Origin of the sequence: Bordetella tumulicola (genome assembly GCF_965138755.1) — a bacterium.
GTDB classification, from domain to species: Bacteria; Pseudomonadota; Gammaproteobacteria; order Burkholderiales; family Burkholderiaceae_B; genus Bordetella_A; species Bordetella_A tumulicola.
The window spans coordinates 148,240-165,988 of record NZ_CBCSFP010000009.1 but is presented as its reverse complement, the minus strand read 5'-3'; the positions used below and the strand labels follow the sequence as shown (position 1 = coordinate 165,988).

The window sequence follows — 17,749 nt, the reverse complement described above, 5'->3', positions numbered from 1 at the left end:
ACAAGAAGCGCAGCTCGGAAACCTGGCCGCGAGTACGAAGAATAATGACAATGCCGGTCGCTAGATTACCGCATGCCCGCGCGACTACTGGAGCAGCGACATGACACATGACTACGACGTCATTGTGGCCGGTGCCGGTATGGTCGGCTCGGCCATTGCCTACGGTTTGGCCGGGGCGGGACGACGCGTGCTCGCGCTGGATGGCGCCGACACCGACTATCGGGCCGCCAAGGCCAACTTTGGACTGGTATGGGTGCAAGGCAAGGGCCTGGGAAACGCGCATTATCAGCGTCTGTCCTATCAGGCGGCTGCGCTATGGCCGGCGTTCGCGCGTGATCTGGAACGCGAGAGCGGGGTACCGCTGAATTACGAAAACCGTGGAGGTCTGCATTTTTGTGTAGGCGAGGCGGAGTTCATGCAGCGTGCCCAGCGCTTGGAGCGCTGGCAGGCGCAGGCGACCGAACTGCCGCCCTGTACCGAAATGCTGGATCGCGGCGCGTTGCAGCGCCTGTTTCCGCAGTTGCGTCTGGGGCCGCACGTGACGGGAGCCAGTCTGGGTACCCGTGATGGTCATGTGAATCCGCTGCGATTGTTGGCTGCTATGCAGGCGGCATTTGTGCGGCGTGGCGGTCAGTTGTATCACGGGCAGGCGGCCGAACGGCTCGTTGCTTTGCCCGGCGGTGGTTTCGAGGTGCAGAGCGCAGGCCAACGCTGGCGTACGCAGCATCTGGTCATTGCCGCAGGATTGGGTTCGCGTACGTTAGGCCCCATGGTCGGTCTGAGTGTGCCACTGCGGCCGCAGCGCGGCCAGATCCTGGTCACTGAGCGGATTGCGCCGTTGCTGCCATTGCCCGCCAGTGGCATTCGCCAGACAAACGAAGGTTCAGTGCTGGTGGGGCTGACCCAAGAGGAGGTGGGCTACGACCTCGCAACGACCACTGAGGCTGCCGTGCGCATGAGCCGCAAGGCGCTGCACGTGTTGCCAGATTTGGCGCGGGCGCGGCTGGTGCGCCACTGGTCGTGCCTGCGCATCATGACTCCCGATGGCTGCCCGGTCTACGCCGGGGCGGCCGATTATCCCGGCGCGTGGATCGCGCTGTGTCACTCCGGCGTGACGCTGGCGTCGTTTCACGCAGGGCCGCTGGCCCATGCGCTGGCCGGCGGCACGTTGCCAACTTTCTTGGATGTTTTTCACCATGAGCGCTTCAATGTTCCGCAAGCTGCATGATGCTGGCGCACCCACGTTGACCTTGACCATCGACGGTGCAGCGGTGTCCGCCACGCCGGGCGAAACGGTCGCAGCCGTTTTGCTGCGCCAGGAAACCCCGGCCACGCGGACCACGCCGGTGTGCGAAAGTCCGCGTGCCCCGTATTGCATGATGGGTGTCTGCTTTGATTGCCTGGCTATTGTCGACGGTGTGGCCTCGACCCAGACCTGCCTGGTGACGGTACGTGATGGCATGCGCGTCGAGCGCCAATTCGGCAAGCGGAGTGTGCTGTCATGACACGTGATGTGGATGTGTTGATCGTGGGGGCCGGGCCGGCCGGCATGAGTGCGGCAATTACGTTGCGCGAGACCGGTCTGGATGTGATGGTCGTGGATGAGCAGCCCACCCCGGGTGGGCAGATATGGCGCGCCGTGGAAACGGTGGCCGCAACGCCGACGGGGGCGTTGCTAGGCGACGAATACCGTGCAGGCGCGGCGCTGGCCGAACGCTTTCGCGCTTGCGGCGCCGAGTATCGTCCGGCAACTCAGGTTTGGCAGATCGAACCCGGCTGGCATGTCTACATGAGCAGCGCGGGTCAGGCGGAAGTCTGTCGTGCCAGGCAAGTATTGCTAGCCACTGGTGCACAGGAACGCCCGGCGCCGTTTCCCGGCTGGACGTTGCCGGGAGTCTTGACGGTGGGGGCGGCACAGATCTTGTTGAAGACTTCGCACCAAGTGCCCCGTGAGCCCATCTGGGTAGCGGGCAACGGGCCGCTCGTGATCTTGTATATGGCGCAATTGCTGCGCGCAGGCGGTCGCATCGCCGGCTGGCTGGATACGACGCCCGCGGGGCAATGGCGCCGTGCCTGGCCACACTGGGCGGCTGCGGCGTCGCGCTGGCGCGATTTGACCAAGGGCCTGGGGTGGCTGCGCCAGTTGCGGGCGGCGGGGGTCAAGCGAGTTCGGAATGTTGTCAGTTTTCGCGCAGTGGGCGACACCCACCTAAGTGACATTGAATACACGCTGGGCAATGGCCGCAGCGAACGGGCGCCGGCTCGCGTACTGTTGGTGCACGAGGGCGTGGTCCCCTCTATCCATATGACGCGCGCCCTGGAATGCCGACACCATTGGAACGCGGCGCAGGCTTGCCTCGTTCCTGATGTGGATGATTGGGGGCAGAGCAGCCAGGCGGGCGTCTACGTGGCGGGCGATGGCGTCGGTATCGGTGGCGCCCAGGCGGCGTGCGTGCGAGGAGAGCTAGCCGCCATCGGGTTGATATTGGGGGCAGGGAAACTTAGCGTCGACCAAGCGCAAGATCGCGCACGGCCGCTTCGTCAACGCCTGGTTGCTGAATTGCAACTGAGGCCGCTTCTCGATGCCATGTACCCGCCGCGTGCGGCGATCTTTGCCCCCAGTGACGACACGGTCGTGTGCCGTTGCGAAGAACTCACTGCCGGAGATATTCGCAAGGCCGCGGCGATAGGGCGCCCAGGTCCCAACCAAATCAAGTCGATTACCCGGGCGGGCATGGGACCTTGCCAGGGGCGGCAGTGCGGCTACACCATTGCCCACATCCTGGCGCAGACACAGCAACGACCCGTGGCGGACGTGGGGTTTTATCGCATTCGTCCACCGTTAAAGCCACTGACGCTGGGTGAGTTGGCGTCGCTGGATGTCGAGGAAAAAGCACCATGAGCAATCGTCAATGTGACGTGATTATCATCGGCGGCGGTTTGCATGGTCTGTCGGCGGCCATGCATCTGGGACGCGCCGGCCAGCGCGTCACTGTGCTGGAGCGCTCTTGGGTGGGGCGGCATGCTTCGGGGGCGACCGCAGCCGGCGTGCGCACGCTCAATCGCGATCGCGGCGAGCTGGATTTGTCGTTGGAGGCGATCGAGATGTGGCATCGTCTGCCCGAGTTGGTGGGCGACGATTGCGGTTTTCATCCCAACGGGCAGATCTGTGTTGCCGAGACGCCAGCCGCGCTGCAGCGCCTGCAAGCGCACGTGCATGCCTTGCGCACCGACGGCTACACCCATGAAGAACTGATCGGATCGGCCGAGTTGCGGCAGTGGCTGCCGGAGTTGAGCCCTCATTGTCTGGGTGCATCGCTGGCCCGTCGCGATGGTGCCGCCGATCCGCACCAAGCGCTGCGAGCCTTTCGTCGTGCTGCCGAGACGGCTGGCGCCAGCATCGTCGAGCAATGTGGCGTCACCTTCATCGAACATCATGGTGACGATTGGCGAGTGCAAGCCGGCGGCAAAGAGTGGCGTGCGCCGGTACTGGTTAACGCTGCCGGCGCTTGGGGTGCAAGGGTCGCGGCGATGGTCGGCGATGAGATTCCGCTTGCGACCAAGTCTTCCATGATGATGGTGAGCGAACGGCTGCGTCCATTCATCAAACCGGTGGTTTCGATCATGGGGCGCTCGTTGTCGTTTAAGCAGTCCGATCAGGGAACGTTGGTGATTGGTGGCGGTCTGCAGGGCGTGCCCGACCTTGATCGCGAGACGTCCACGGCCCGGATGGGGGTGTTGGCCAAAGGTGCGCGTGCGGCCACTGACCTGTTTCCGCTCGTGCGCGACGTACGCATCGTGCGAGTTTGGTCGGGCTTGGAAGCCAAGACCGAAGATATGTTGCCCGTGATTGGAACGTCGCCGAACGCCCCGGGCGTGTTCCACGCTTTTGGATTTTCCGGCCATGGTTTTGAATTGGTACCTGTGGTGGGAGCGGCATTGACCGACCTGGTGGTACGCGGCACTACCACGCGCGCCATCGGTAATCTTTCGGCGCAACGCCTGATGGCGCCCGCCGCCAAGGAGAATCGTCCATGATGCGCTATGCGATACGGCGTCTGTTGCTGGCCGTACCCACGTTGCTGGCTATGTTGACGGCCGTGTTTATCTTGGTGCGTTTGGTGCCGGGCGATCCTGCCGCTGTCATGCTGGGGGATCAAGCGAGTGCCGAGGCGCTGGCCGCGCTGCGCGATCGCCTTGGCCTGGATCTTCCCACGCATGTGCAGTACCTGCACTTCCTGGGCGACATGCTGTCGGGCAATTTCGGCGTGTCGATGGCCAGCGGCCGCACGGTGCTGCAGGAAGTCATGCTGGTACTACCCTGGACACTGGAGCTGACGATGGCCGCCATGTTGATCGGCGTGCTATTTGGGCTGCCCATGGGGATATGGGCGGCGTTGCGGCGCAATGCCTGGCCGGACTACCTGGGCCGCGTGCTGTCGCTGACTGGTCTGTCGTTTCCGGCGTTCGTATCGGCCATCCTCATGTTGCTGATATTCGCCATTCACCTTGGATGGTTTCCGGTGATCGGTTCATCGATATCGGGCGATTGGGGCACACAACTGCGTGGCTTGGTGTTGCCGGCATTCAATCTGGGCTTGATCATGACTGCCTACGTCATGCGGGTGACGCGCTCATCCATGCTGGGGGTCATGGGCGAAGATTATGTGCGCACTGCCCGGGCCAAGGGCATACAACCCCTGCGTCTGGTGTTGCGACATGGATTGCGCAATGCGCTGATCCCTATTGTCACGGTGGTGGGGTTGTATTTCGGTACGCTGATCGGAAACTCGGTGTTGACCGAGATCGTATTCAATCGCCCAGGCTTGGGAAAGCTGATCTTGGGTGCGCTTAACGCGCGCGATTACACCTTGCTGCAAGGCTTGATGGTGGTTTTCGCTGCCTGCGTGATTTTCGTCAATCTGTTGACCGACTTGGTGTATGGCTTGGTCGACCCTAGGGTGAAATACAAATGAGTGTTGCCGCCGCGCTTCCCGTTTCGCAACCCAATGCCCTGTTGCTTGCACTGCGCAAGAATCGCCTATCGTGGGTGGGGTTGGGCTTGCTATTGCTGATCGTGCTGGCCGCCGTACTGGCGCCCTGGCTGTCGCCGTACGATCCGTTGCAGCAAAACATTGTGGCACGACTCGAGCCCCCATCGGCAGAGTTCTGGCTGGGCACCGACAGTTATGGTCGCGATGTTCTGTCGCGCCTGTTGTTCGGTGCGCGAGTGTCCTTGCTCGTGGGTTTCGTCGCGATTCTGATTGCCATGTGCATCGGCGCGACGCTGGGCATCGTCGCCGGCTATCTGGGCGGACTGATCGACCAACTGATCATGGGCTTGGTCGACGTTCTGCTGTCGTTTCCTACCTTATTACTGGGCCTGATGGTGGCGGCGATGCTGGGCGCCAGCCTGGAGAATCTGATCATTGCCATCGCCATCACCGAGATAGCGCCGTTCGTGCGGGTGGCGCGCGCGCCTACGATTGCTTTGAAACAGCGTGATTTTGTCGAGGCGGGCCGTGCACTCGGCTATGGACCGCTGAGACTGATGGGCGTGCATATCCTACCCAATATGGTTTCCGAAGTCGTCGTGTTGGGCTCATTGTGGATGGCTTCGGCGATCCGTACCGAAGCGTCGCTCAGTTTTATTGGGCTGGGCGTGCCACCGCCGGCGGCGACCTGGGGCGGAATGATCCGTGAAGGCTTCGAGAATATCCTGGATGCTTGGTGGTTGACGGTATTTCCCAGTATGGCAATCCTGTTGACCGTGCTTGCATTGAACTTGTTGGGTGATGCCTTGCGCGATGCTATCGATCCCAAATTGCGCTCGGAGCGCTCATGAACCCCGTAGAAACAGTCTTGGAATTACGCGATCTGCGTACCGAATTTCGCGTCGGTGGCCAATGGCATGCTGCCGTGCGCGACGTATCGCTATCGGTGGGGCGCAATGAGACGCTGGCCGTGGTGGGCGAGTCCGGCAGCGGCAAGAGCGTCACGGCGCTATCAATTCTGCGCTTGTTGCCGCAGTCTGGCGCCCGACACGGTGGCGGCCAGATATTGTTGGAAGGCGAGGACTTGGCGGTCCTGCCAGAAAAGCGGATGGCTCGATTGCGTGGCGATGCCATCGCGATGATCTTCCAGGAACCGATGACCTCGCTGAACCCCACCATGACGGTGGGCGACCAGATCGCCGAAGCGATTCGCCAGCACCGCCGAGTGTCTTGGCGACAGGCACGTCAGGCCGCATTGCAAGTGCTGCAAGAGGTGAAAATCCCTGCCGCCGTCAACCGCTTCAATGATTACCCGCACCAGTTTTCGGGTGGCATGCGGCAGCGCGTGATGATCGCCATGGCCTTGGCCTGCAAACCTCGCGTGCTGCTGGCTGATGAACCCACCACGGCGCTGGACGTCACCATTCAGGCGCAAATTCTCAGTTTGTTGGCTGAACTGAAATCCGCACATGGGATGGCAGTGCTGTTCATTACGCACAATCTGGGCGTGGTCGCGCAGATCGCCGATCGGGTGGCCGTCATGTATGCCGGCGAAGTCGTGGAAACCGCAGATGTGGAGACGCTGTTCGCCCGTCCCACTCATCCCTATACCGAGGCGCTATTGCGTGCGATGCCGCGTGTCGATACGGATACCGATGTGCTGGAACCGATCGCCGGCAGCGTACCTGCCATTACGGCGATGCCTACCGGTTGCGCCTATGCGGCACGTTGTCCGCTGCGCCAGCCGAGCTGCGAACGGCAGCGGCCAGCGCTTGAGTCTGTGGGCGATGATCACCAGGTGCGCTGCTTAGTGCGTGCGCCCACGAGTCAAGGACGGCAATGAGCGAACTTTTGCAAGTACAAAATTTGGTCAAGCACTTCGAAATCGGGGGGGGCTGGCTCGGTGGCGCCCGGCAGGTGGTGCGTGCGGTTAATGATGTGTCGTTCTCCGTCGGCCGTGGCCAGTCGCTGGGGCTGGTGGGGGAGTCGGGCTGCGGTAAATCCACTGTGGCCCGCACGCTGTTGCGTCTGATTGAGCCTGACTCTGGCAGTATTCACTTTGACGGATGCGATTTGCGTCAGGCAGGAGCCGCTGAAATGCGGGCGTTGAGGCGCCGTATTCAGATTGTGTTCCAGGACCCGTATTCATCGCTGAATCCTCGCCTGACAGTGCGTCAGGCATTGGCCGAACCTCTGCGCGTGCATCGCCTGGGTAGCGCCGCGCAGATCGCGGCCAAGGTGGAGCAAACCATCCAGGAAGTCGGTCTGCCTATCTCGGCGCTGGACCGCTATCCGCACGAATTCTCGGGCGGACAGCGTCAACGGGTCGGCATCGCACGGGCACTCGTGCTGGATCCGGAACTGATTGTGGCCGATGAACCGGTCTCGGCGCTGGATGTTTCGGTGCAGGCGCAGATACTGCAATTGCTCGAACGTCTGAAGGTCGAACGCGGTCTGTCGTTTGTTTTTGTTTCTCACGACTTAGGTGTGGTGCGGCACTTTTGTGACACCGTATGCGTGATGTACCTGGGGCGCATCATTGAGCAGGGCGCGACGGCCCGGGTGCTGGATGCGCCATTGCATCCCTACAGTAAAGTCTTGCGGGATTCTTCTCCTGTGCCGGATCCGCAGGCACGTATCCGCTTGTCACGCATCGAAGGCGAGATTCCAGCTCCCACGAATCTGCCGCCTGGCTGCACTTTTCATCCCCGCTGCATCCATGCTCAACCTCATTGCGCCGCCAGCATTCCGGTGCTTGAGCCTCGTCATGAAGTGGGACGGGCAGTGGCCTGCTTTCATCCGCTGGGCAACTAGCCCCGTCGCCCGCTTTCCTCTCTAGAGGCGGTCGTCTCGGTGTAAACCCGCGCTTGTTGCACAGGCTCATGCTTGCGGTATATAGTTGAAACCTAAACTAATTAATCATCGGGAGGCCGCTGTTCCTCCGGATGAGTGTCGGTCTCACGGAGCCGCTGCAATGAAGATCGTCTGCCTGGGGGGTGGCCCCGCTGGTTTATACTTCGGCCTGTTGATGAAGCTGCGGGACCCGTCCAACGAGGTCACCGTCGTCGAGCGCAATCGACCCTACGACACCTTCGGCTGGGGCGTGGTTTTCTCCGATGCCACGATGGACAATCTGCGGCAGGCGGATCCTGTGTCGGCGCAAACCATCGGTGATGCCTTCAATCACTGGGACGACATCGAGATTCATTTCAGGGATCACAGTGTTCGCACCAGTGGACACGGATTCATCGGCATCGGTCGCAAGAAACTGCTGAACATTTTGCAGGCGCGCTGCGAAGAGGTCGGCGTCAAACTGGTTTTCGAGACACTGGTCCAAGACGATCAGGCCATGGCGCAACAGTACGACGCGGATCTGGTCATCGCGTCGGACGGGCTCAACAGCCAGGTGCGCACGCGCTATGCAGAGACGTTTGAACCCGATATCGATACGCGACGCTGCCGGTTTGTGTGGTTGGGTACGACCAAGGTCTTTGACGCGTTTACGTTTGCGTTTGTCCAAACGGAGCATGGCTGGTTTCAGGCACATGCGTATCGGTTCGAGGATGGGTTGTCGACGTTCATCGTCGAGACGCCCGATGAAACCTGGCAGGCCTCGGGCATCGGCGAGATGAGCCAGCAAGAGGGCATCGAGTTCTGTGAAAAGCTGTTCGCTCCCTGGCTTGATGGCCATCCGTTGATCAGCAATGCCGCGCATTTGAGGGGTGCGGCTATCTGGATCCGTTTTCCGCGCGTGATCTGCAATACCTGGGTGCGCTGGAATACCCTGGAGACACCGCGCGGCGAGCGTCGCGTGCCGGTGGTTCTGATGGGGGACGCGGCTCACACGGCGCATTTTTCCATCGGATCGGGTACCAAGCTGGCGCTGGAAGACGCGATAGAGTTGGCGCGTTGCCTGGGCGGCGCCGAAGTCGGACTGGAGCAGGGCCTGCAACATTACGAAGATGTACGCAGCGTCGAAGTCCTCAAGATCCAGAATGCGGCGCGCAATTCGACGGAATGGTTCGAAAACGTACAGCGTTATGCCGGGCTGGATCCCGAACAGTTTGCGTATTCGCTATTGACACGTTCACAGCGCATCTCGCACGAGAATTTGCGCATGCGCGATCCGGCGTGGCTGACGGGCTATGAGAGCCGATTGGCGCGACGAGCGGCGAGTCAGGTGGGCGCGACTGGCGAGGCCTCCCTGGCCGAGGCGGCGATGGGAAATGGCATTGCTGGCCGTCCGGCGAAGGTTGCCGAGGCCACGGCTGCACCCTTGCCAATGCTGACGCCGTATCGTGTACGTGGAATGGTAGTGCCGAACCGCATTGTCGTGTCTCCCATGGCGATGTATTCCTGCGTGGACGGGGTGCCGGGGGATTTCCATTTGGTGCATCTGGGCGCGCGCGCGCTGGGCGGGGCGGGTCTGGTGATGGTCGAGATGACTTGTCCCTCGGCGGACGGCCGGATTACGCCGGGTTGCCCGGGGTTGTGGAACGACGAGCAGGCGCGGGCGTTTAGACGGATCGTGGAATTTGTCCATGGCCAGAGTCCGGCGCGCATCGGAATACAGCTTGGGCACGCGGGCCGCAAGGGGTCGACGCAGGTGGGCTGGCAGCAGATGGATCATCCGCTGCCGTCCGGCAATTGGCCGCTGTTATCGGCATCGGCGTTGCCTTATCTGGCAGGTATCTCGCAGACGCCGCGCGCGATGACGCGCGAGGATATGGATCGTGTACGCGACGAGTTTGTGGCGTCGGCGCGGCGCGCGGCCGAGGCCGGCTTTGACTGGCTCGAGCTGCATTGCGCGCACGGCTATTTGTTGTCCAGTTTTATTTCGCCGTTGGCCAATCACCGAGACGATGCGTACGGCGGTAGTCTGGAAAATCGTTTGCGTTATCCCCTGGAGGTATTTCGTGCGGTGCGCGAGGTCTGGCCCGTCGATCTGCCTATGTCGGTGCGCATTTCGGCGCATGATTGGGTCGAAGGGGGCATTACCGCGGATGACGCGGTGCAAATCGCGATCGCCTTCAAGGCGGGAGGCGCGGACATGATCGATTGTTCTTCGGGGCAGGTCAGTCCGGACCAACAGCCTGTGTATGGCCGTATGTACCAAACGCCGTTTGCCGATCGGGTTCGCAACGAAGCGGGAATCGCCACGATTGCGGTGGGGGCCATCTTCGAGGCGGATCATGTGAACGGCATCATTGCATCGGGACGCGCCGATTTGTGCGCACTGGCGCGCCCACATCTGGCAGACGCCTCCTGGACACTGCGCGAGGCCGCCCGCGTCGGTTGCCGCGAGACGACGTGGCCAAAACAGTACGTGGCGGGCAAGCGCCAGTTGGAAACCAACTTCGAACGCGCCGCGCTGTTGGCGCAACAGGACGTGAAATGAGCGGATTGAGCGATGCGTTAACAGGGCGTCATGCGCTGATCACCGGCGGCGCGCGAGGTATCGGCCTGGCGTGCGCCCGGGCGCTGCAGCAGCGTGGGGCCACACTGACCCTATTGGGTCGAAATCAGACGGCACTGGACGAGGCCGTGGCGGCATTGGGTTCGCAGGCGACGGTGCGCGCGGTGGTGGCCGATATTGCCGACGAGGCCGCGGTACGGGCCGCGTTCGAACAGGCCACGCGCGACGCCGGCGCCGTGGATATCCTGGTCAACAATGCGGGCCAGGCGGTCAGCCAGCGATTCGATCGAACAGACGCGGCCTTGTGGCAATCCATGTTGGCGGTGAACCTGACGGGGACCTTTCACTGCACGCAAGCGGCGTTGCCCGGCATGTTGGCCGCCGGTTGGGGGCGCATTATCAACGTGGCCAGCACCGCGGGCCTGATCGGCTACGCCTACACCAGCGCGTATTGCGCGGCCAAGCATGGGGTGATGGGCCTGACGCGTGCCCTGGCGCTGGAGGTCGCGCGCAGGGGCATCACAGTGAACGCTGTCTGCCCGGGTTTTACGGAGACCAACATCGTGCGTGAGGCCGTCAGCAACATCGTCAGCAAGACGGGCCGTACGGCCGAGGCGGCACGAGACGAACTCGCCGCGCGCAATCCCCAAGGCCGGCTGGTGCAGCCCGAAGAGGTTGCGCAGGCTGTGGCCTGGCTGGCCTTGCCGGCTAGCGCGTCGATCAATGGGCAAGCCATCGCCGTCGATGGCGGTGAGGTCATGCCCGGCTGACTCATGCCCAATTCAACCGCCATCGGCAGAACATTCCTAATACTGAGTGCAGATCCGCAGGAGACATCATGACCGCAGCCCCTAACGAACACACCATGAAGCATCATCGTCGCCCCTATGCGGATTATGCGGCCCGGACTTTCCTGTGGCAGGTGTCGTCCGATGCCAAGGTTGCCACTATCACGCTGAATCGACCTGACCGCAAAAACCCGCTGACGTTTGATTCGTATGCCGAGCTCCGCGATCTGTTTCGCGGCCTGGTGCTCGCCACTGATATCAAGGTCGTGGTGGTGACCGGGGCAGGCGGCAATTTTTGCTCGGGCGGCGATGTGCACGAAATCATCGGCCCACTGACCAAAATGACGATGCCGGAGCTGCTGGATTTCACGCGGATGACGGGGGATCTGGTCAAGGCGATGCGCGCGTGCCCACAACCGATTGTGGCGGCGGTTGATGGGGTGTGCGCCGGGGCGGGGGCCATGGTCGCCCTGGCCTCGGATTTGCGCGTGGGTACCCCGGCGGCACGTACAGCATTCCTCTTTACTCGGGTGGGGCTGGCGGGCGCCGACATGGGAGCTTGCACCTTGCTGCCGCGCATGATCGGTCAAGGCCGTGCCTCGGAGTTGCTCTATACCGGCCGCGCGATGACCGCGGACGAGGGCGCGCAATGGGGTTTTTTCAATAGTTTGCATGACAGTGCCGGGTTGTTGGAGGCTGCGCAAACGCTGGCTGCGCAACTCGCCGCGGGTCCGACCTTTGCACACGGCATGACCAAAAAACTGCTGCACCAGGAATGGAACATGGGCGTGGACGAGGCTATTGAGGCCGAGGCTGAGGCGCAGGCCATTTGCATGCAGACGCGTGATTTTCATCGCGCGTACGAGGCATTCGTCGCCAAGCAAAAACCGGTATTCGAAGGGGATTGAAATGGCCGGCGCAAAGGTGGCTGACACGACGTTCGCTTAGACGGCCACGGTTAGCCATCGCAATCATCATCGCATTGCAAGGGGAACATTATGGAACGCTCTGCCCATCTGGATACCTACGCACGAGATCATTTACCACCACCCGATGAGTGGCCCGAGTTCTTGCTCGATGGTCCCGATGTGAATTACCCCTCCCGCTTGAATTGCGCGGTAGAGCTGGTCGATGCCATGGTGGCGCGCGGTGACGGTGGCCGGATCGCCCTGCGTTGGCCTCAGGACGGCCAGCCCAGGACGATGACCTACGCGCAATTGCAAGCCCTGACCAATCGCATTGCCCATGTGCTGACCGAGGACATGCAATTGGTGCCTGGCAATCGCTTATTGCTGCGCGGCCCCAACAATCCGATGATGGCCGCGTCGTGGTTGGCGGCGATCAAGGCGGGCCTGGTGACGGTGCCGACGATGCCGCTGTTGCGTGCCAAAGAACTGAAGCAGATTATCGACAAGGCTCAAGTATCGGCGATGCTGTGCGACACGCAATTGCGTGTCGAGGCCGAATATTGTTTGCAGCCCGGGCACGAACATCACTGCGCGCCACTGCGCCAGATCATGTTGTTTAACGACACTGCGCCCGACGCCCTGGATACATTGGCGACGGCCAAGCCAGACGATTTCACGGCATGTGACACCGCGGTCGACGACGTGTGCCTGATTGCCTTTACCAGTGGCACGACGGGCATGCCCAAAGGGTGTATGCATTTTCATCGTGACGTGCTGGCCATGTGCGATCTGTTTCCTCGCCACGTGATCAAGCCCCAGCCGGATGATGTTTTTTGCGGCACGCCTCCGTTGGCGTTTACATTCGGTCTAGGCGGACTGCTGTGTTTTCCGCTACGGGTAGGGGCCAGCGTCGTGTTGGCCGAGAAATTGAATCCCGAGACGCTGATGGCGTTGATTCAGGATTTTCGCGCCACGATCGTCTTTACCGCGCCCACGTTCTATCGTCAGATGGCGGCGCTCGCGGATAAATATGACATTCGCTCGCTGCGCAAGAGTGTTTCGGCAGGCGAGGCATTGCCCGATGCGACACGACAGTTGTGGAAGCAGGCCACGGGTATCGAGATGATCGATGGTATCGGCGGCACCGAGATGATTCACGTGTTCGTATCCAGCCCGCCCGATGAAGTCCGTCCCGGCGCGATCGGCAAAGTAGTGCCGGGGTATGTCGCTTGCGTGGTGGATGACAACATGCAGCCCGTACCGAATGGCACGGCGGGGCGCCTGGCGCTCAAAGGGCCCACGGGTTGCCGCTATTTGGCCGACGATCGCCAGCGTCGCTTCGTGCAGCATGGATGGAATCTGCCTGGCGACACGTTTGTGCAGGACGACGATGGCTATTTCTTTTACCAGGCACGCAATGACGACATGATCGTCTCGGCGGGTTACAACATTGCCGGCCCCGAGGTCGAGGATGCCTTGCTGCGTCACGAGGCTGTGGCGGAGTGCGGCGTGGTGGGCAAACCGGACGAAGAGCGTGGCCAGATCGTCAAGGCCTTTGTCGTGCTCAAGCCGGGTTACGAGCCCTCGTCCGAGTTGTCGGAGGCGCTGCAGCGATTTGTGAAGGGCACAGTGGCGCCCTACAAGTATCCACGCGCTATTGCTTTTGTCTCATCGCTGCCGCGTACCGAAACGGGCAAATTGCAGCGATTCGCGTTGCGAAAAATGGCGTAGACGCACGATGCTTGCCGCGTCGCAGCGAGACTCGGGCCGGTTGTGGTTTGACGCAATTTTTGATGATTTATGTCTGTGCATACAGGCCGTTTTTAATACAACAAGGTGATCCCATGGATATTTTGCAACCGCCAGACTGGACGCCGCCGCGCGGCTACTCGAACGGAGTGATGACGCAAGTCGCAGTGGGTGACCGACTGGTGTTTGTGGGTGGACAGGTGGGCTGGAATGGTCTGCAGCAGTTCGAGACCGATGACCTTGCCGAACAGGTGCGCCAGGCTTTATTGAATGTGATGGCGATCTTGACCGAGGGCGGAGGCAAGCCAGAGCACATTGTGCGCATGACTTGGTATGTGAAGGATAAGCGCGAGTATGTCGCGGCTTATCCCGAGATCGGCAAGCACTATCGGGAAATCGTCGGGCGCCATTTCCCGCCGATGAGTGCGGTCGAGGTGGCGGATCTGGTTGAGGACCGCGCCAAGGTCGAGATCGAGGTGACCGCCGTGATTCCGGCGTGACCCTGCGGAAAAAAAGGGCTGGCAACAGCAAGATTTATGGCCGAGCCCTCGACGCCCTATGGTCAGTTGTCCGCAACGATCTTGAAACTTGCCGTCTGCCGCGTGATGAGGCCATTGGATACGACGAACGTGTCGGTTCCAAACTCAACTTTTGATGTGGCAGATTTGCATGTCCATTCCACGTAGGCCAAATCCTCGTGGATCACCGCCACGTCGGTGCGCCATGTTGCGGCAGGCAGGTCATTGATCAGTTTGGCATACATCAACGCGATCTCTCGTGATCCAAGGTAGGTGTCCCCATTGACGATGACCACGGCGTTTTCCGCATAGTGGGTCGACACTTTGACAGCATTCTGCTCACCGAGCGCGGCTTCGTGGCTGGCAAGAACTTGTTCAGTAGTAGGCATGATGTGATTTCTCGTAGATAGTTAACTGACTGCTTGTCGTCAGCGGAGTGAAACGCTGAATACCCGCTTTCTGAAAAGTTGTTCTCGGTCGTCATGGTGATGATGCTTCCTGAGCCCTGGCGGGGAGAACCCGCCAGGGCGTTGATCAAGAAACCGAAATCACCACTTTCCCGCGGAGCGGCTCGCCATTAACCTCACCTCGCTCCAATGCGGCGTGGGCTTCCGGGATCTGCGCTAGCGAAAACCTGGCGCCAATGATCGGGCGGATGCGACCATTCTCAAGCAGCGTCTTGAGAGCCTGCAACTTGCCCCGGTTCTGGCGAGTGAAGACAAAGTGATACTCGGCGTTCACGCCCCATGCTGCGATGAGGTTCTGTGGCGTGGCCAGATCGACCAGCGTCACGACGCGGCCGCCGTCGCTGAGTACGTGAGGTGACTGGCTCAGTGTTAGGCCTCCAATCGTGTCGAACACCACATTCACGCCCTTGCCACCCGTCAAGCGGGCGATCTCTTGCACGTAGTCCTGGGTGGCGAAGTCAATGGCGTAATCTGCGCCCAACTCGCGCACGAACTCTAGATCAATGCCCCGGGCGGTCGTGTAGACGGTTGCGCCCAGTGTCTTGGCCAGCTGAATCGCGACGGACCCAACGCCCCCTGCCCCACCGTGAATCAGCACGGACTCCGCCGGACCCAGCTTTGCTCGCGAGACGAGGGATTCCCACGCGGTTCCGCCCACGAGAGTCATAGAAGCAGCCTCTTCGTGCGACAGATTCGCAGGCTTGTGCGTCACCAATGCTTCCGGGACGACGTTGTACTCGGCGTAGGAGCCTCCCTTGGGACCAAAGATCTTGGGGGTGTAGAACACTTCGTCACCCACCTTGAAGTCGATCACGCCGGGGCCCACCTTTTCGATCACGCCTGAGACGTCATGGCCGGTGATGGCAGGCAGGGGAACATACTCCGGATAGTCGCCCCGGCGAATCTGGTAGTCGAGAGGGTTGATGGCAGTGGCGATCACGCGCACCAACAGCTCACCGGTCTCTACTTCAGGAATTGCCACGTCCTGCAGCTCAAAGCTGTCATGGCCGCCAAACTTCTTAAGAATCATCGCTTTCATTTCAATCTCCATTTCTGTAAAAAGAAATATCGGGAAATTCCGATATTTAGTGGTAAAAAAATTACAGCTCTTTCCCTATGATGGCGGCAAGAGCGCTGATGGTTGCTTCGTTCCGCTTGTAGTAGGTCCACTGACCAATCCGCCTGACTTCGACCAAGCCCGCTCGTTGCAGCGTTGCAAGATAATCAGACACTGTTGACTGCGATAGCCCGACGCCTTCTTGAATACTGCTGACGCAGACGCCGACCGTAAGAACGTCCCCTTCATCCTGCGGAGGGAAATTGTTCGCCGGATCCTTCAAACCTTTCAAGATTTCAAGGCGCGTACGGTTTGAGAGGGCTTTGAATATTTCGAGTAAATCCATGATGTGATTATATCGAAATTTACCGATATGTCAATGCGAGGTGCAGGGCAGTCCGCAGGGACTGACCTATGCCCGGTCTCATCCCTCCAGGGACGCTTTATGCCTAGGATGCGTTTGGCTAGATTCGTCAGGCTTTCATCCCGGCGAAGACAGCCTCGGCCGCATCCAGCGTGGCGTCAATGACCTCGTCGTCGTGAGTGGCTGACACGAAGCCGGCTTCGAACGCCGACGGCGCGAAGTGCACGCCGCGATCCAGCATGGCATGAAAGAAGTGCTTGAACGCTTCGGTGTCACCTGTCGATACCTCGGCAAACGAGGTGGGCACCGTGTCGCGGAAGTACAGGCCGAACATACCGCCGATGGCGTCGGTCGCGAACGGAATGCCGGCGGCCTGGGCGCGCTGGCGCAGTCCGTCTGTCAGACGCAAGGTTTGCTTGGAGAGCTGTTCATAGAAACCTGGCTGGGCGATCAGGCGCAGCGTGGCCAGACCGGCGGCCACCGCTACCGGGTTGCCCGATAGCGTTCCCGCCTGATAGACCCCGCCCAGCGGCGCGAGGTGGGCCATCAGGTCGGCACGGCCACCCAGCGCGCCGATGGGCATGCCGCCGCCGATGACCTTGGCCAGCGTCGTCAGGTCAGGTTTGATGCCCGTCAGGCCCTGTACGCCCTGGGGTCCCACACGAAAACCGGTCATGACTTCGTCAAAGATCAGCACGGCGCCGTGCTGCGTGCAGACGTCGCGCAGCCCTTGCAAAAACCCGTCGGCCGGTTTGATCAGGTTCATGTTGCCGGCCACCGGTTCGACGATCACGCAAGCGATGTCGGCGCCATGTTGAGCGAAGGCGGTCTGCACCGCAGTCAGGTTGTTGTACTCCAGCGTCAGCGTGTGCGCCACGAATTCAGGCGGTACGCCAGCCGAACTGGGGTTGCCGAACGTCAGCAGCCCCGAGCCGGCCTTGACCAGCAGGCTATCCGAATGCCCGTGGTAGCAGCCTTCGAATTTGACGATCTTGGCACGGCCGGTGGCGCCGCGAGCCAGGCGTATCGCGGTCATCGTCGCTTCGGTGCCCGAGGTCACCAGGCGCACGCTATCCAGCGAGGGCAGGCGCTCGATGAGCGTTTCGGCCAGTTTGACCTCGGCCAGGGTGGGGGCGCCAAAGGACAGGCCGTCCAGGGCGGCTTCGCGCACGGCCAGGACAACCTCGGGATGGGCATGCCCGAGAATGGCGGGGCCCCAGGAGCCGATGTAGTCGATGTAGCGAGTGTCTTCTTCGTCCCACACATACGGACCTTGTGCGCGCTTGATAAAGCGCGGCGTGCCGCCCACCGAACGGAAGGCGCGTACGGGCGAGTTGACGCCGCCGGGAATGCTGCGGCAGGCGCGATCAAAAAGCTGGGCGTTGGTCGACATGATGTGCGGCTTGAGAAAAACGCGGCGGCGGTGCCGTCGCTGGGTGATGATGAAAAGTCCGAAGACGCTAGGATAAACCCTTTGATTTTTGCCTT

At 61.2% G+C, this 17,749-nt stretch carries 17 protein-coding genes; 13 read left to right on the top strand and 4 right to left on the bottom strand.

Going from position 1 to position 17,749, the window contains the following annotated elements:
• The first annotated feature begins 100 nt into the window (after positions 1 to 100).
• The 13 genes from ACNAZS_RS20005 (at position 101) to ACNAZS_RS19945 (ending at position 14,355) form a co-directional block, all read left to right on the top strand.
• Positions 101 to 1,228 carry an NAD(P)/FAD-dependent oxidoreductase gene (locus ACNAZS_RS20005; RefSeq protein WP_415792253.1) on the top strand — a complete coding sequence of 376 codons (1,128 nt, stop codon included), beginning with the start codon at positions 101 to 103 and terminating at the stop codon, positions 1,226 to 1,228.
• Entirely contained in the window at positions 1,209 to 1,505 is a 297-nt protein-coding gene (locus ACNAZS_RS20000; protein WP_415792306.1) for a (2Fe-2S)-binding protein, read from the top strand. Before ACNAZS_RS20005 ends, ACNAZS_RS20000 begins: the two co-directional genes overlap by 20 nt.
• On the top strand, positions 1,502 to 2,902 hold the full coding sequence (locus ACNAZS_RS19995; RefSeq protein WP_415792252.1) for an FAD-dependent oxidoreductase: 1,401 nt from the start codon (positions 1,502 to 1,504) through the stop codon (positions 2,900 to 2,902). Before ACNAZS_RS20000 ends, ACNAZS_RS19995 begins: the two co-directional genes overlap by 4 nt.
• Entirely contained in the window at positions 2,899 to 4,038 is a 1,140-nt protein-coding gene (locus tag ACNAZS_RS19990) for an NAD(P)/FAD-dependent oxidoreductase (RefSeq protein WP_415792251.1), read from the top strand. The genes ACNAZS_RS19995 and ACNAZS_RS19990 overlap by 4 nt, the downstream gene beginning before the upstream one ends.
• Positions 4,035 to 4,976, top strand: a complete 942-nt coding sequence (locus ACNAZS_RS19985) for an ABC transporter permease (RefSeq protein ID WP_415792250.1) — start codon at positions 4,035 to 4,037, stop codon at positions 4,974 to 4,976. Before ACNAZS_RS19990 ends, ACNAZS_RS19985 begins: the two co-directional genes overlap by 4 nt.
• On the top strand, positions 4,973 to 5,845 hold the full coding sequence (locus tag ACNAZS_RS19980; RefSeq protein WP_415792249.1) for an ABC transporter permease: 873 nt from the start codon (positions 4,973 to 4,975) through the stop codon (positions 5,843 to 5,845). The genes ACNAZS_RS19985 and ACNAZS_RS19980 overlap by 4 nt, the downstream gene beginning before the upstream one ends.
• On the top strand, positions 5,842 to 6,837 hold the full coding sequence (locus ACNAZS_RS19975) for an ABC transporter ATP-binding protein (RefSeq protein ID WP_415792247.1): 996 nt from the start codon (positions 5,842 to 5,844) through the stop codon (positions 6,835 to 6,837). The genes ACNAZS_RS19980 and ACNAZS_RS19975 overlap by 4 nt, the downstream gene beginning before the upstream one ends.
• Entirely contained in the window at positions 6,834 to 7,808 is a 975-nt protein-coding gene (locus tag ACNAZS_RS19970) for an ABC transporter ATP-binding protein (protein ID WP_415792246.1), read from the top strand. The genes ACNAZS_RS19975 and ACNAZS_RS19970 overlap by 4 nt, the downstream gene beginning before the upstream one ends.
• Before the next feature lie 160 nt (positions 7,809 to 7,968).
• Entirely contained in the window at positions 7,969 to 10,392 is a 2,424-nt protein-coding gene (locus ACNAZS_RS19965; RefSeq protein WP_415792245.1) for a bifunctional salicylyl-CoA 5-hydroxylase/oxidoreductase, read from the top strand.
• A complete protein-coding gene (locus ACNAZS_RS19960) occupies positions 10,389 to 11,180 on the top strand; it encodes an SDR family NAD(P)-dependent oxidoreductase (protein WP_415792244.1) in 792 nt (263 codons plus the stop codon). The genes ACNAZS_RS19965 and ACNAZS_RS19960 overlap by 4 nt, the downstream gene beginning before the upstream one ends.
• A 68-nt stretch (positions 11,181 to 11,248) precedes the next feature.
• Complete coding sequence (locus ACNAZS_RS19955; RefSeq protein ID WP_415792243.1) at positions 11,249 to 12,106, top strand: enoyl-CoA hydratase family protein; 858 nt, start codon at positions 11,249 to 11,251, stop codon at positions 12,104 to 12,106.
• Between the two features lie 90 nt (positions 12,107 to 12,196).
• Positions 12,197 to 13,837, top strand: coding sequence for an AMP-binding protein (locus ACNAZS_RS19950; RefSeq protein ID WP_415792242.1), 1,641 nt, complete (start codon positions 12,197 to 12,199; stop codon positions 13,835 to 13,837).
• Positions 13,838 to 13,950: 113 nt separating this feature from the next.
• Complete coding sequence (locus ACNAZS_RS19945) at positions 13,951 to 14,355, top strand: RidA family protein (RefSeq protein WP_415792241.1); 405 nt, start codon at positions 13,951 to 13,953, stop codon at positions 14,353 to 14,355.
• A 62-nt stretch (positions 14,356 to 14,417) separates the two neighbouring features.
• Here ACNAZS_RS19945 and ACNAZS_RS19940 read toward each other — a convergent pair whose 3' ends face one another.
• The 4 genes from ACNAZS_RS19940 to hemL all read right to left on the bottom strand — a co-directional run bounded on the left by ACNAZS_RS19940 (position 14,418) and on the right by hemL (position 17,654).
• On the bottom strand, positions 14,418 to 14,762 hold the full coding sequence (locus ACNAZS_RS19940) for a nuclear transport factor 2 family protein (protein ID WP_415792240.1): 345 nt from the start codon (positions 14,760 to 14,762) through the stop codon (positions 14,418 to 14,420).
• A 145-nt stretch (positions 14,763 to 14,907) separates the two neighbouring features.
• Positions 14,908 to 15,879 carry a zinc-dependent alcohol dehydrogenase family protein gene (locus ACNAZS_RS19935; protein WP_415792239.1) on the bottom strand — a complete coding sequence of 324 codons (972 nt, stop codon included), beginning with the start codon at positions 15,877 to 15,879 and terminating at the stop codon, positions 14,908 to 14,910.
• Positions 15,880 to 15,940: 61 nt separating this feature from the next.
• On the bottom strand, positions 15,941 to 16,243 hold the full coding sequence (locus tag ACNAZS_RS19930; RefSeq protein ID WP_415792238.1) for an ArsR/SmtB family transcription factor: 303 nt from the start codon (positions 16,241 to 16,243) through the stop codon (positions 15,941 to 15,943).
• A gap of 127 nt (positions 16,244 to 16,370) precedes the next feature.
• The gene (hemL, locus tag ACNAZS_RS19925) at positions 16,371 to 17,654 is read right to left on the bottom strand and encodes a glutamate-1-semialdehyde 2,1-aminomutase (protein WP_415792237.1); all 1,284 of its coding nucleotides are present in this window, start codon (positions 17,652 to 17,654) and stop codon (positions 16,371 to 16,373) included.
• Positions 17,655 to 17,749: the final 95 nt, after the last annotated feature.